10 protein-coding genes are annotated in these 13,142 nt (G+C 67.3%); 3 read left to right on the top strand and 7 right to left on the bottom strand.

Going from position 1 to position 13,142, the window contains the following annotated elements:
- Positions 1-19 precede the first annotated feature (19 nt).
- From IE209_RS10560 to IE209_RS10590, 7 genes are all read right to left on the bottom strand, one after another.
- Positions 20-1,465, bottom strand: coding sequence for a high affinity choline transporter 1 (locus tag IE209_RS10560; RefSeq protein ID WP_189686922.1), 1,446 nt, complete (start codon positions 1,463-1,465; stop codon positions 20-22).
- 25 nt (positions 1,466-1,490) lie between these two features.
- Positions 1,491-3,062: a ubiquinone biosynthesis regulatory protein kinase UbiB gene (ubiB, locus tag IE209_RS10565; RefSeq protein ID WP_189686923.1), complete on the bottom strand. Its 1,572-nt coding sequence runs from the start codon at positions 3,060-3,062 to the stop codon at positions 1,491-1,493.
- 22 nt (positions 3,063-3,084) lie between these two features.
- A complete protein-coding gene (locus tag IE209_RS10570) occupies positions 3,085-3,630 on the bottom strand; it encodes a hypothetical protein (RefSeq protein ID WP_189686924.1) in 546 nt (181 codons plus the stop codon).
- A 48-nt stretch (positions 3,631-3,678) separates the two neighbouring features.
- Positions 3,679-4,686, bottom strand: a complete 1,008-nt coding sequence (locus IE209_RS10575) for a Tim44 domain-containing protein (RefSeq protein ID WP_189686925.1) — start codon at positions 4,684-4,686, stop codon at positions 3,679-3,681.
- A gap of 36 nt (positions 4,687-4,722) precedes the next feature.
- Positions 4,723-5,454 (bottom strand): bifunctional demethylmenaquinone methyltransferase/2-methoxy-6-polyprenyl-1,4-benzoquinol methylase UbiE, encoded by a 732-nt coding sequence (ubiE, locus tag IE209_RS10580; RefSeq protein ID WP_189686926.1) that lies wholly within the window; start codon positions 5,452-5,454, stop codon positions 4,723-4,725.
- Between the two features lie 108 nt (positions 5,455-5,562).
- Entirely contained in the window at positions 5,563-5,976 is a 414-nt protein-coding gene (locus IE209_RS10585) for a gamma-butyrobetaine hydroxylase family protein (RefSeq protein ID WP_189686927.1), read from the bottom strand.
- 10 nt (positions 5,977-5,986) lie between these two features.
- Positions 5,987-9,838, bottom strand: a complete 3,852-nt coding sequence (locus tag IE209_RS10590) for a DUF3683 domain-containing protein (protein WP_189686928.1) — start codon at positions 9,836-9,838, stop codon at positions 5,987-5,989.
- Positions 9,839-10,026: 188 nt separating this feature from the next.
- Between IE209_RS10590 and ugpB the strand changes: the two genes are divergently transcribed.
- From ugpB to ugpE, 3 genes are all read left to right on the top strand, one after another.
- Positions 10,027-11,334, top strand: coding sequence for a sn-glycerol-3-phosphate ABC transporter substrate-binding protein UgpB (ugpB, locus tag IE209_RS10595; RefSeq protein ID WP_189686929.1), 1,308 nt, complete (start codon positions 10,027-10,029; stop codon positions 11,332-11,334).
- Between the two features lie 73 nt (positions 11,335-11,407).
- A complete protein-coding gene (ugpA, locus tag IE209_RS10600) occupies positions 11,408-12,289 on the top strand; it encodes a sn-glycerol-3-phosphate ABC transporter permease UgpA (protein WP_189686930.1) in 882 nt (293 codons plus the stop codon).
- Between the two features lies 1 nt (position 12,290).
- Positions 12,291-13,142, top strand: coding sequence for a sn-glycerol-3-phosphate ABC transporter permease UgpE (gene ugpE, locus IE209_RS10605; protein ID WP_189686931.1), 852 nt, complete (start codon positions 12,291-12,293; stop codon positions 13,140-13,142).

Consider the following 13,142-nt stretch of genomic DNA (forward strand, 5'->3'; position numbering starts at 1 on the left):
GGCCCGCCCGCGGCGCCCATCAGGCGCTGCGCACGAGCGGGTGGTGGCTGGCGTGCCGGTTGGCGATCCACTGCGGCGCCAGCGAGCCGATCAGCATGCCGGCCATGGACGCCAGCACGCCGGCCAGCTGCGCCGGGAACACCTCGCCCCAGGGGGTGTACATCACCGCCAGCCAGGTACCGATGCCGGCGATGACGGCCAGGATCGCGCCCTGGGTGCTGGCCCGTTTCCAGTACAGGCCGAACACCAGCGGCACGAAGGCGCCGACCAGCGGCACCTGGTAGGCACCGGAGACCAGTTCGTAGATCGAGGTGCCTTCCATGGCGATGGAATAGGCCAGCACGCACGCGCTGAACACCAGCACCGTGATGCGCATGGTCAGCAGTTCCTTGCGGTCGGTGGTGCGCGGCACGAACTGGCGCCAGATGTTCTCGGTGAAGGTGACCGAGGGCGCCAGCAGCGTGGCCGAGGCGGTGGACTTGATGGCCGACAGCAATGCGCCGAAGAACAGAACCTGCATCGCGAAGGGCATCTTCTCCATCACCAGCGTGGGCAGGATCTTCTGCGGATCGTCGGCCAGCAGCGCCTGCGTCTGCTCGGGCATGATGAGCAAGGCGCTGGCCACGAGGAACATGGGCACAAAGGCGAACAGGATGTACATGCTGCCGCCGATCACCGGGCCCTTGGTCGCGGCCGAGACGCTGTTGGCCGACATCACGCGCTGGAACACGTCCTGCTGCGGGATCGAGCCCAGCATCATGGTGATGGCCGCGGCGAAGAAGAACAGGATGTCGTGCAGGCTGGGCTCGGGCCAGAACTTGAAGAGGTCGCGGCTCACGGCGAAGTCGATCACCTTGTCCGCGCCGCCGGCCATCTGCCCGGCGAACACCGCGAGGATGGCCAGGCCGGCCACCAGGATGATCATCTGGATGAAGTCGGTCACGGCCACCGACCACATGCCGCCGAACAGCGTGTAGGCCAGGATCGAGACCACGCCGATCACCATGCCCATCGGCACGCTGATCGCCTCGCCGGACAACAGGTGGAACACCAGGCCCAGTGCCGTGACCTGCGCCGAGACCCAGCCCAGGTAGCTCAGCATGATGATCAGCGAGCAGCCCACCTCGACCACGCGGCCGTAGCGCTCGCGGTAGTAGTCGCTGATGGTCAGCAGGTCCATCTTGTAGAGCCTGGCCGCGAAGAACAGCCCCACGAAGATCAGGCAGAAACCGGCGCCGAACGGGTCCTCGACCACCGCGTTCAGGCCGCCCTCGACGAACTTGGCGGGGATGCCCATCACGGTCTCGGAGCCGAACCAGGTCGCGAACGTGGTCGTCACGATCATGATCAACGGCAGATTCTTGCCTGCGACGGCGAAGTCCCCGGTGGTCTTGACGCGGCGCGCGGCCCACAGGCCGATGGCGATGGTGAGAAGCAGGTAGACGAATACCAGTGTCAGCAGCACGCGCAGTTTCTCCTTCGACGTTGTTTCAGAACAGCTGCACGCGGACCCACAGCTGCATGACCAGCAGACCCAAAGCAAAACCGATGCCGCCGTAGATGATGGCCTGCAGCAGCCGGTTGGTCCGCCGCTGCTCGGCCAGCAGCTGCTGCAACTGGCGGTCATGGGCCTGGCCGTGGCCGCCGCGCCGCAGGTACTCCACGAGCAAACGCGGCATTTCGGGCAGCAGCTTGGCGTAGCGCGGCGCCTCGTCGCGCAGTTGGCGCAGCAGGGCCTGCGGGCCGATCTGCTGCATCATCCATTTCTCCAGGAACGGCTTGGCCGTGGCCCAGAGGTCCAGGTCGGGGTCGAGCTCGCGGCCCAGGCCCTCGATGTTGAGCAGCGTCTTTTGCAGCAGCACCAGCTGCGGCTGGATCTCCACATGGAAGCGGCGCGAGGTCTGGAACAGCCGCATCAGCACCATGCCCAGCGAGATCTCCTTGAGCGGTCGGTCGAAGTAGGGCTCGCAGACGGCGCGGATGGCGGCCTCGAGCTCGTCCACGCGCGTGTTGGCAGGCACCCAGCCCGACTCGATGTGCAGCTCGGCCACGCGCTTGTAGTCGCGCCGGAAGAAGGCCGTGAAGTTCTGCGCCAGATACTCCTTGTCGAATTCGGTCAGCGTGCCGACGATGCCGAAGTCCAGCGAGATGTAGCGCCCGAAGGTGGCCGGCTCCAGGCTGACCTGGATGTTGCCGGGATGCATGTCGGCGTGGAAGAAGCCATCGCGGAACACCTGCGTGAAGAAGATCGTCACGCCGTCGCGCGCCAGCCGGTGCATGTCCACGCCGGCCTCGCGCAGGCGCGTGGTCTGGCCGATGGGCACGCCGGTCATGCGCTCCATGACGATCACGTCCGGCGCGCAGTAGTCCCAGAACATCTCGGGAATGAGCACCAGGTCCAGGTCGGCCATGTTGCGGCGCAGCTGGGCCGCGCTCGAGGCCTCGCGCAGCAGGTCCAGCTCGTCGTGCAGGTACTTGTCGAACTCGCCCACCACCTCCAGCGGCTTGAGCCGTTTGGCCTCGGCCGAGGCGCGCTGCACCCAGCCGGCCAGCATGCGCATGAGCGCCAGGTCGTTCTCGATGGTGGCCAGCATGCCGGGGCGCAGCACCTTGACGGCCACCTCGCGCTGCTCGCCCTTGCGCGTGCGCAGAACCGCAAAGTGCACCTGCGCGATCGAAGCGCTGGCGATGGGTGTGCGGTCGAACTGGATGAAGATCTCGTCGAGCGGCTTGCGGAAGGCACGCTCGATGGTGTCCACCGCGATCTCGGACGGGAAGGGCGGCACGCGGTCCTGCAGCCGCGCCAGTTCGTCGGCAATGTCGGGCGGCAGCAGGTCGCGCCGCGTGGACAACACCTGGCCGAACTTCACGAACAGCGGCCCCAGCCGCTCCAGCGCCTCGCGCAGGCGCTGGCCGCGCGGTGCGCTGAGGTCACGGCCCACGGAGAGCACGCGCGTGAGCCCGCGCAGCCAGGGCTGGCGGAAGCTGGAGAGCACCAGCTCGTCCAGGCCGTAGCGCAGCGCGATCCAGGAGATGTAGGCGCCGCGGGCGAACTGCCTCACGGTGCGACCCTCGTGTGGGCCGTCATGCCGCGGTCTTGCCGCGCGCGCCGCTGGCGAGGGCCACGAACTTCTGCAGTGCGGCCGTTGCGGCGCGCCCGATCTGGCCCAGCGTGTGGGCCGGCGCGTCGCCGATCAGGCGCGAGAGGTCCTCCTCGATGTCCCAGCGCACGTGTTCGATCAGCCAGTTCACGTCGGCCGCCAGCTGCACGTCGCCCTCGATGCGGATGCCGGGCTTGTCGCCCCGCAGCAGCGTCTGCGCCAGCGCGGCCGCGGATTCCTCGGTCACGGTGAGGGTCAGATCGGCCGGGGTCAGCGGATCGGCCAGGTCGAGCAGGCCGGCAGGCGTGGCCTGGAGGTGCAGCGTGAAATGGCGCCACTGGAAGCGCACGGCGCGACCCTGGTGGCGCAGCAGCCGCTCCATGGCCTGCTCCTCCTGCATCAGCACGTGGTTGAGCAGCAGCACCAGGCGCCGGTGGAACTCCTCCACGGCCCAGGCGGGCGGCTGCAGTGCGCTGCCCGCACGGTCGAGCAGGGTGCCCAGAAAAGAAAAAGGGGACGATGTGGCCATGTCCCCGATTATTTCCGCGTTTGCGCCGCATTCCGCGGCGCATCGGCTTTATTGCAGTGCCTGGACACCGGCCACCAGCCAGCCGGCATGGCCGCTCTTGGGTTTGGTCATGTTCCAGACTTCGCGGAACGGGCTCGGGCCGGCCGAGGGTTCCTCGCGGATCATGCCGCTGAACTCCACGCTGGCCATGTAGTCCTCGCCCGTGTCCTCGATGCCCAGCAGCTTGGCGTCCAGCATGACCACGTCGGTCTTGTTGGCCTGGCCGCCGGTGTGGACTTCACGCTCCTTGAGCTGGGCCTGGATCTCGCCCAGCATGGCGTCCGTCATCATGGCGCGCAGCGAGGAGATGTCGGCGCGGTCCCAGGCCGATTGCAAGGTCACGAAGTTGCGCTTGGCTGCGTTCAGGAAGCCGTCGGTGTCGAAGTCGGCCGGGATGCCCCAGGTCTGCGAACCCGACAGGCCGGAGCCGATCACCACACCCGTGCTGCCGACACCGGCCGTGCCCGCATCGAAGGCCGTGGCGCTGCGCTCGAACGGGCGTGCGGAGGCGTCGTTGCCGACGTTTTCGGGCCGGTAGCTGCGCGGCATCTGCGGCTCCTGCGGGGAAGCGCCCCCGGCGCCCTGGAAGGCGAACGGGCTGCGGTTGGCCTGCTGCGGTTGCGCGCCGCGGCGTGCCCGCATCACGGCCCCGATGACCACCATGGCCACCAGCACCAGCAGGGCGATCAGCAGGAACTGGCCGAAGGCTTCGCCCAGGCCCAGCGAGGACGCCAGCCAGGCCAGACCCAGGCCGGCGGCCAGGCCGCCCAGCATCGCGCCCCAGGGGCGCTTGGGTTGTGCGGCTGCGGCGTTGGGCGCCGTGGCAGCCTTGTTCGGCACCGCGTTGTTGGCCGACTGTGCCGGCGCGGCCGGCGCCTGCGGCGCGGCTTCGCGCTGCGTCACGTTGCTGGACTGCTTGCCGATCGACTTGCCACCGCCCATGCGGCGTTGCGCGTCGGCGTCGGTACCCAGCGTCAGCAGCAGCGCGCCGGCCAGGATCACGGTCAGGAATTTCATCGAGGTCTCCTCGTCTTCAGATCAAAGTAAAGCGGGTCAGCACTTGATGCCCACATGCAGAGCCACCATGCCGCCGCTCATGTTGTGATAGTCCACGTGACCGAATCCCTGCGCCTGCATGAGGCCTTTGAGGGCCTGCTGGTCGGGGTGCATGCGGATCGATTCGGCCAGGTAGCGGTAGCTGGCGTCGTCGCCAGCCACCACCTTGCCGATCCGGGGCAACACCTTGAAGGAATACCAGTCGTAGGCCTTTTCGAGCGGCTTGGCGACCTTGGAAAATTCGAGCACCAGCAGCTTGCCGCGGGGCTTGAGCACGCGGCACATCTCGGCCAGGGCCTTGTCCTTGTGCGTCATGTTGCGCAGGCCGAAGGCCACGCTCACGAGGTCGAAGCTCGCGTCGGCGAACGGCAGGGCCTCGGCGTCGCAGACCATGCTCGGCACCACCACGCCCTCGTCGAGCAGGCGGTCGCGGCCCGTGCGCAGCATGGCCTCGTTGATGTCGGTGTGCACCACCAGCCCGGTCCGGCCCGCGCTCCTGGCGAAGCTGCGCGTCAGGTCGCCGGTGCCCGCGGCAATGTCCAGCACACGCTGGCCCTCGCGCACATTGGCCACCAGCGTGGTGTAGCGCTTCCAGGCACGGTGCAGCCCGGCGGACATGAGGTCGTTCATGAGGTCGTACTTGGGCGCGACCGAATCGAACACCTCCCGCACGCGGCTGGCCTTCTCCGTCTCGTCGACGGACTGGAAACCGAAATGGGTGGATGACATGCGACGAATCCTAGGACACAAGAGGTGTGCAGGGACCCACATCCCTGCACCAGATCGGGGATTGTGTGGCGGTTTGCGCCACAGTGGCGGCGCGCAGGCGCGTGGGGTTCAGTGGCTGGCGCAACCGTGGCCCGCGGGCGGCGCCATCGGCGCATCGCGGTCCACGCCGGCCTCGGCCAGTCGGCGCTCGTAGTCGGCCCACAGCTGCTGCTCTTCCTTGCCCAGGAAGTACAGGTACTCCCAGGTGAAGATGCCCGAGCTGTGGCCGTCCGAGAAGCCGGGCTGCACGGCGTAGTTGCCGACGGGCTCCAGCCCCAGCAGCGTGACTTCGCGCTTGCCGGTCTGCAGCACCTCCTGGCCCGGGCCGTGGCCCTGCACTTCGGCCGAGGGCGAGTACACGCGCATGAGCTCGAAGGGGATGCGAAAGCGCGCGCCGTCGGAGAACGCGATCTCCAGCACGCGCGACTGGCCGTGCACGGTGATCTCTTCGGGCTGCGGGGTGGTGGGGGTCAGGCCGGCCATGGCAACTTTCTCAGACGAGCACGCGCTCGATGCCGCCGCGGTTGGCGTTGGCGACGTAGGTCTGCATCCAGTCCTCGCCCAGGATCTTGCGCGCCATCTCGACGACGATGTAGTCGGCCTCCAGCAGGCCGCTCTGCAGGTCGTTCTGGTAGCGCGACAGGCCCTGCAGGCAGCTGGGGCAGCTGGTCAGGATCTTGAGGTCGCCCTGCATGCCCTTGGCGCGCAGCGCGGTCTCGTTCTTGCGCAGCTCCTCCTCTTTGCGGAAGCGGATCTGCGTGGAGATGTCGGGCCGGGTCACGCCCAGCGTGCCGGACTCGCCGCAGCAGCGTTCGCTCTTGGTCACGCCGTCGCCCAGCAGCGCCTTCACGGTCTTCATGGGCTCTTGCTGCTTCATGGGCGTGTGGCAGGGGTCGTGGTACAGATAGGCCCCGGCCTCGCCCAGCGTGACGCCCTTCTCGAGCAGGAACTCGTGGATGTCGATGATGCGGCAGCCCGGGAAGATCTTGTCGAACTCGTAGCCCTGCAGCTGGTCGAAGCAGGTGCCGCAGCTGACCACCACGGTCTTGATGTCCAGGTAGTTCAGCGTGTTGGCCACGCGGTGGAACAGCACGCGGTTGTCGGTGATGATCTTCTCGGCCTTGTCGAACTGGCCCGAGCCGCGCTGCGGATAGCCGCAGCACAGATAGCCCGGCGGCAGCACGGTCTGCACGCCGGCATGCCACAGCATGGCCTGGGTGGCCAGGCCCACCTGGCTGAACAGCCGCTCCGAGCCGCAGCCCGGGAAATAGAACACCGCCTCCGAATCCGTGCTCGTGGCCTGCGGATTGCGGATGATGGGCACGTAGTCCTTGTCCTCGATGTCCAGCAGCGCACGCGCGCTGCGCTTGGGCAGGCCGCCCGGCATCTTCTTGTTGACGAAGTGGACCACCTGCTCCTTGAGCGGCGCGGTGCCCACCGTCGCGGGCGGCGCGGCGGTCTGCTTTCTTGCCAGGCCGTGCAGCACGTCGCTGGCCAGGCGCTGGGCCTTGAAGCCCACGTCCACCATGGCCGTGCGCATGAACTTGATGGTCTGCGGGTTGGTCGCGTTGAGCATCAGCATGGCGGCCGCGTTGCCGGGGCGGAAGCTCTTCTTGCCCATCTTGCGCAGCAGGTTGCGCATGTTCATGGTCACGTCGCCGAAGTCGATCTTGACCGGGCAGGGCGTCAGGCACTTGTGGCACACCGTGCAGTGGTCGGCCACGTCCTCGAACTCGGCCCAGTGCTTGATCGACACGCCGCGGCGCGTCTGCTCTTCGTAGAGGAAGGCCTCGATCAGCAGCGAAGTGGCCAGGATCTTGTTGCGCGGGCTGTAGAGCAGGTTGGCGCGCGGCACATGCGTGGCGCAGACCGGCTTGCACTTGCCGCAGCGCAGGCAGTCCTTGACGCTGTCGGCGATGGCGCCGATGTCGGACTGCTGCAGGATCAGCGACTCGTGGCCCATGAGCCCGAAGCTGGGCGTGTAGGCATTGGTCAGGTCGGCCGGCAGGGCAGGGTCACGCAGCAGCTTGCCCTTGTTGAAGCGGCCCTCGGGGTCGACGCGGCGCTTGTAGTCCGCGAAGGGCGCGACCTCGTCCTCGGTCAGGAACTCCAGCTTGGTGATGCCGATGCCATGCTCGCCCGAGATCACACCGTCGAGCGAACGTGCCAGCACCATGATGCGCGCCACGGCCTCGTGCGCGGTCTGCAGCATGGCGTAGTTGTCGCTGTTGACGGGGATGTTGGTGTGCACGTTGCCGTCGCCCGCGTGCATGTGCAGCGCGACCCAGACCCGGCCCTTGAGCACGCGCTGGTGGATGGCATTGCACTCGGCCAGCAGCGGCCGGAAGGCAGCGCCCGGGAACAGGGTCTGCAACGGCGCGCGGATCTGCGTCTTCCAGCTCGCGCGCAGGCGGTGGTCCTGCAGCTCTGGAAACAGCGCATCCACGTCGTGCAGCCAGCCCTGCCACTGCATGCGCACTTCGCGCAGCAGCGCCAGCGCCTGGGCCACGCGGTCTTCCAGCAGCTCGGCCGCGGCGATTTCCGACGCGTCGTCTTCCTTGCCCAGCGGCAGCTTGCCGGCACCGAAGAAGTCGATCAATGCGTCCGCCAGCGCGATCTTGTTGCGCAGCGACAGCTCGATGTTGATGCGCTCGATGCCGTCGGTGTACTCCGCCATGCGCGGCAGCGGGATCACCACGTCCTCGTTGATCTTGAAGGCGTTGGTGTGGCGGCTGATGGCGGCCGTGCGCTTGCGGTCCAGCCAGAACTTCTTGCGCGCCTCGGCGCTGATGGCGATGAAGCCCTCGCCGCTGCGCGAGTTGGCCAGGCGCACCACCTCGGAGGTGGCGCGCGCCACGGCGTCGGCGTCGTCGCCGGCGATGTCGCCGAACAGCACCATCTTGGGAAGGCCCGCACCATGGCTCTTGGACTTGGTCGCGTAGCCCACGGCCTTCAGGTAGCGGTCGTCCAGGTGCTCCAGGCCTGCGAGCAGCACGCCCGAGCGCTTCTGCTCGGCGAACATGAAGTCCTTGATCTCCACGATCGAGGGCACGGCGTCCTTGGCGTTGCCGAAGAACTCCAGGCACACGGTGCGCGTGTGGGCCGGCATGCGGTGCACGATCCAGCGCGCGCTCGTGATCAGGCCGTCGCAGCCTTCCTTCTGGATGCCCGGCAGGCCCGAGAGGAACTTGTCCGTCACGTCCTTGCCCAGGCCTTCCTTGCGGAACACGCGGCCCGGAATGTCCAGGCGTTCGCTGCGCACCGGCGTCTTGCCGTCGGCCTCGAAATAGTCCAGCTGGAAGCTCGCCAGCTGCACGTCGTGGATCTTGCCCAGGTTGTGGTTCAGCCGCGTGACCTCCAGCCACTGCGCCTGTGGCGTGACCATGCGCCAGGAGGCCAGGTTGTCCAGCGCCGTGCCCCACAGCACGGCCTTCTTGCCGCCTGCGTTCATGGCCACGTTGCCGCCGATGCAGGAAGCCTCGGCCGAGGTCGGGTCGACCGCGAACACGTAGCCGCCGCGCTCGGCCGCATCGGCCACGCGCTGCGTGACCACGCCGGCGCCGGTCCAGATGGTCGGCACCGGATGGTCCACGCCCGGCAGGGCGACCAGCTCGACCTCGGTCATGGCCTCGAGCTTCTCGGTGTTGATGACCGCGCTCTTCCAGCTCAAAGGGATCGCGCCGCCCGTGTAGCCGGTGCCGCCGCCGCGCGGGATGATGGTCAGGCCCAGTTCGATGCAGGCCGCGACCATGCCAGCCATCTCGGCCTCCGTGTCGGGCGTCAGCACCACGAACGGGTACTCGACGCGCCAGTCCGTCGCGTCCGTCACATGGGCCACACGGGCCATGCCGTCGAACTTGATGTTGTCCTTGGCGGTGAGCTTTTGCAGTGCGCGGCGCGCGCGCCGGCGCAGCGTGGCGATCTCGGCGAAATCGGCGTCGAAGCGGGCCACGGCCTGGCGCGCGACCTCCAGCAGCTCGCCCACCAGCGCGTCCCGCGCGGGGTCGGCCTGCGGTGTGCGGCGTTCCTCGGCGGCGGCCAGCCGGTGCTGCAGCGCCTGCACCAGCAGGGCGCGGCGCTTGGGGTTGTCCAGCAGGTCGTCCTGCAGATAGGGGTTGCGCTGCACGACCCAGATGTCGCCCAGCACCTCGTAGAGCATGCGGGCGGACCGGCCCGTGCGGCGCTCGCCGCGCAGGGTCTGCACCAGCTCCCAGGCGCGCGCACCCAGCAAGCGCACCACGATCTCGCGGTCGGAGAAGGAGGTGTAGTTGTAGGGAATCTCGCGCAGGCGCTGCTGGTCCTCTGCGGGCGTCAGCAGCTGGTTCAGGGTGTTCGGGGCGTTCATCGAGGGGGTCGTGCTGGAGCCGCCGGCCCTGTGCAGGCGGGCGTGGATGTTACCGCAGCGCAACAATCGGCGCCCTGATCCGTGCAGCCCATGGAAAGCCCGCATGGGCGCATGACAGTCACTGCGCTTAAATCGTTTTGTCACATGGCGGGACTAGCCTGCCGCCTTTCTTTTATTTCGGAGCATCCATGAAGAAGACCTTTGCCCTGGCAGCCCTGGCCGCCGCAGCGTTCACGCTGCCGGCCCAGGCCCAGACCGAGATCCAGTGGTGGCACGCCATGAGCGGGCCGCTGGGCGAATGGGTCAACGACCTGGCCAAGCAGTTCAACGCGAGCCAGAGCGAGTACAAGGTCGTGCCGACCTACAAGGGCCAGTACGACGAGACGCTGACCGCCGGCGTCGCCGCCTTCCGCGCCGGCAACGCGCCGCACATCCTGCAGGTCTTCGAGGTCGGCACCGCCACCATGATGGCCTCCAAGGGCGTGATCAAGCCGGTCGGTGAGATCATGAAGGAGTCGGGTGCCAAGTTCGACCAGAACGCCTACATCTCCGCTGTCGCCGGCTACTACACCGCGCCCAACGGCCAGATGCTGAGCTTCCCGTTCAACAGCTCCACCACGATCTTCTATTACAACAAGGACGCCTTCAAGGCCGCGGGCCTGGACCCCAACAAGGCGCCGACCACCTGGCCCGAGGTCGTGGCCGCCGCCGCCAAGCTCAAGGCCAGCGGCCACAAGTGCCCCTTCACCACGAGCTGGGTCAGCTGGACGCAGCTGGAGAGCTTCTCGGCCTGGCACAACACGCTGTACGCCACGCTCAACAACGGTTTCGGCGGCACCGCCACGCGCCTGGCCTTCAACTCGCCGCTGCATGTGCGCCACTTCGAGAACCTGGCCAACATGTCGCAGCAGGGCCTGTTCGTCTACAAGGGCCGCAACAACACGCCCGACGCCTCCTTCCCCTCGGGCGAGTGCGCGATGATGACGGGCTCCTCGGGCCTGTACGCGCGCGTGGCCAAGGACGCCAAGTTCGCCTATGGCATCGGTGCGCTGCCCTATTACCCCGACGTGGCCGGCGCGCCGCAGAACACCGTGATCGGTGGCGCCAGCCTGTGGGCGCTGGGCGGCAAGAAGCCGGCCGAGTACAAGGGCGTGGCCGCGTTCTTCAGCTTCCTGTCGAACGCCGAGGTGCAGTCCGCCAGCCACAAGCGCACGGGCTACCTGCCGGTGACGATGGCCGCCTACGAGCTGACCGAGAAGTCGGGCTTCTACAAGCAGAACCCGGGCACCGACGTGGCCGTCACGCAGATGATCCGCAAGACCACCGACAAGTCGCGCGGCATCCGCCTCGGAAACTTCCTGCAGATCCGCACCATCGTCGACGAGGAAGCCGAGCAGATCTGGAGCGGCAAGCAGAGCGCCAAGCAGGCGCTAGACAACGCCGTCAAGCGCGGCAACGAGCAGCTCGAGCGCTTCGAGCGCGCGAACAAGGGCTGAGCGGGCCGCTACACTCGCCGGCCGCGGTGCAGGGGGCGCCGCGGCCAACCCGTTTCCCGAAGACGACGACTCCATGGAAAAACGCGTGCTGTTCCGCTCGGCCTGGCTGCCCTGGCTGCTGGTCGCGCCGCAGATGGTCGTCGTGCTGGTGTTCTTCTTCTGGCCGGCCAGCCAAGCCATCGTGCAGTCGCTGCAGACCGAGGACGCGTTCGGCACCTCCACGGTCTGGGTCGGGCTGGACAACTTCGTCCATCTGTTCAAGGACGCTGCCTACCTGCAGTCCTTCCAGGTCACGGCGCTGTTCTCGGTGCTCGTGGCGGGCCTGGGCATCGCCGTGTCGCTGGTGCTGGCCGTGTTCGCCGACCGCATCCTGCGCGGCGCACTGGTGTACAAGACCTTTCTGATCATTCCCTACGCCGTCGCGCCGGCCGTGGCCGGCGTGCTGTGGGTGTTCATGTTCTCGCCCAGCATCGGCATCGTGGCCTACGGCCTGCGCGGCCTGGGCTACGACTGGAACCACTTGCTGAACTCCGGCCACGCGCTCACGCTGATCGTGGTGGCCGCGGTCTGGAAGCAGATCTCCTACAACTTCCTGTTCTTCCTGGCAGGCCTGCAGTCCATCCCCAAGGCGCTGATCGAGGCCGCCGCCATCGACGGCGCGGGCCCGGTGCGCCGGTTCCTCTCGATCCAGCTGCCGTTGCTGTCGCCCACCACGTTCTTCCTCTTGGTCATCAACGTGGTCTACGCCTTCTTCGACACCTTCGCGATCGTGCACGCGACGACCGAGGGCGGGCCGGGCCGCGACACCTCCATCCTGGTCTACAAGGTCTGGCACGACGGCTTCAAGGCATTGGACCTGGGCGGCTCGGCCGCGCAGTCGGTGGTGCTGATGGTGATCGTCGTGGTGCTGACCGTCATCCAGTTCCGCTACGTCGAGAAGAAGGTGAACTACTGACATGGTCGAGCGCCGCCCCTTGCTGACCTTGCTCTCGCACCTGGTGCTGGTGCTCGGCATCATCATCGTCGCCTTCCCGATCTACCTGGCTTTCGTGGCCTCCACGCACACGCGCGACGAGATCGTGCAGGTGCCCATGCCCATCACGCCCGGCAGCCACATGGTGGAGAACTACACCGCGGCGCTGACCGGCACCGGCTCGACCCAGGGCTCGGCTGCGCCGGTCGGCCGCATGATGTGGGTCAGCCTGGTCACGGCGCTGGTCATCAGCCTCGGAAAGATCGCGATCTCGCTGCTCTCGGCCTTCGCCATCGTCTACTTCCGCTTCCCGTTCAAGAAGCTCGTCTTCTGGATGATCTTCATCACGCTGATGCTGCCGGTGGAGGTGCGCATCCTGCCCACCTACAAGGTCCTGTCGGACCTGAACATGCTCAACACCTACGCGGGGCTCACGGTGCCGCTGATCGCCTCGGCCACGGCCACCTTCCTGTTCCGGCAGTTCTTCCTGACCGTGCCCGATGAACTGGTCGAGGCCGCGCGCATCGACGGCGCCGGGCCCATGCGCTTCTTCAAGGACGTGCTGGTGCCGCTGTCGCAGACCTCGATCGCGGCGCTGTTCGTGATCCAGTTCATCTACGGCTGGAACCAGTACCTGTGGCCGCTGCTGGCCACGACCACCGAGGACATGTACCCCATCGTCATCGGCATCAAGCGCATGATTGCCAGCGGCGACGCGGCCACCGACTGGAACATCATCATGGCCACGGCCATCCTGGCCATGCTGCCGCCGGCGCTGGTCGTGGTGCTCATGCAGAAGTGGTTCGTCAAGGGCCTGGTCGATACCGAGAAGTAA

The sequence above is a fragment of the Pseudorhodoferax aquiterrae genome (assembly GCF_014652235.1).
In the GTDB taxonomy this organism is placed as follows: Bacteria; Pseudomonadota; Gammaproteobacteria; order Burkholderiales; family Burkholderiaceae_C; genus Pseudorhodoferax; species Pseudorhodoferax aquiterrae.

Coding starts and splice junctions, on each gene's coding strand:
- IE209_RS10570 (WP_189686924.1), bottom strand. CDS start 3,630: ATGGCCACATCGTCCCCTTTTTCTTTTCTGGGCACCCTGCTCGACCGT.
- IE209_RS10585 (WP_189686927.1), bottom strand. CDS start 5,976: ATGGCCGGCCTGACCCCCACCACCCCGCAGCCCGAAGAGATCACCGTG.
- ugpA (WP_189686930.1), top strand. CDS start 11,408: ATGGAAAAACGCGTGCTGTTCCGCTCGGCCTGGCTGCCCTGGCTGCTG.
- ubiE (WP_189686926.1), bottom strand. CDS start 5,454: ATGTCATCCACCCATTTCGGTTTCCAGTCCGTCGACGAGACGGAGAAG.
- ugpE (WP_189686931.1), top strand. CDS start 12,291: ATGGTCGAGCGCCGCCCCTTGCTGACCTTGCTCTCGCACCTGGTGCTG.
- ugpB (WP_189686929.1), top strand. CDS start 10,027: ATGAAGAAGACCTTTGCCCTGGCAGCCCTGGCCGCCGCAGCGTTCACG.
- IE209_RS10590 (WP_189686928.1), bottom strand. CDS start 9,838: ATGAACGCCCCGAACACCCTGAACCAGCTGCTGACGCCCGCAGAGGAC.
- IE209_RS10575 (WP_189686925.1), bottom strand. CDS start 4,686: ATGAAATTCCTGACCGTGATCCTGGCCGGCGCGCTGCTGCTGACGCTG.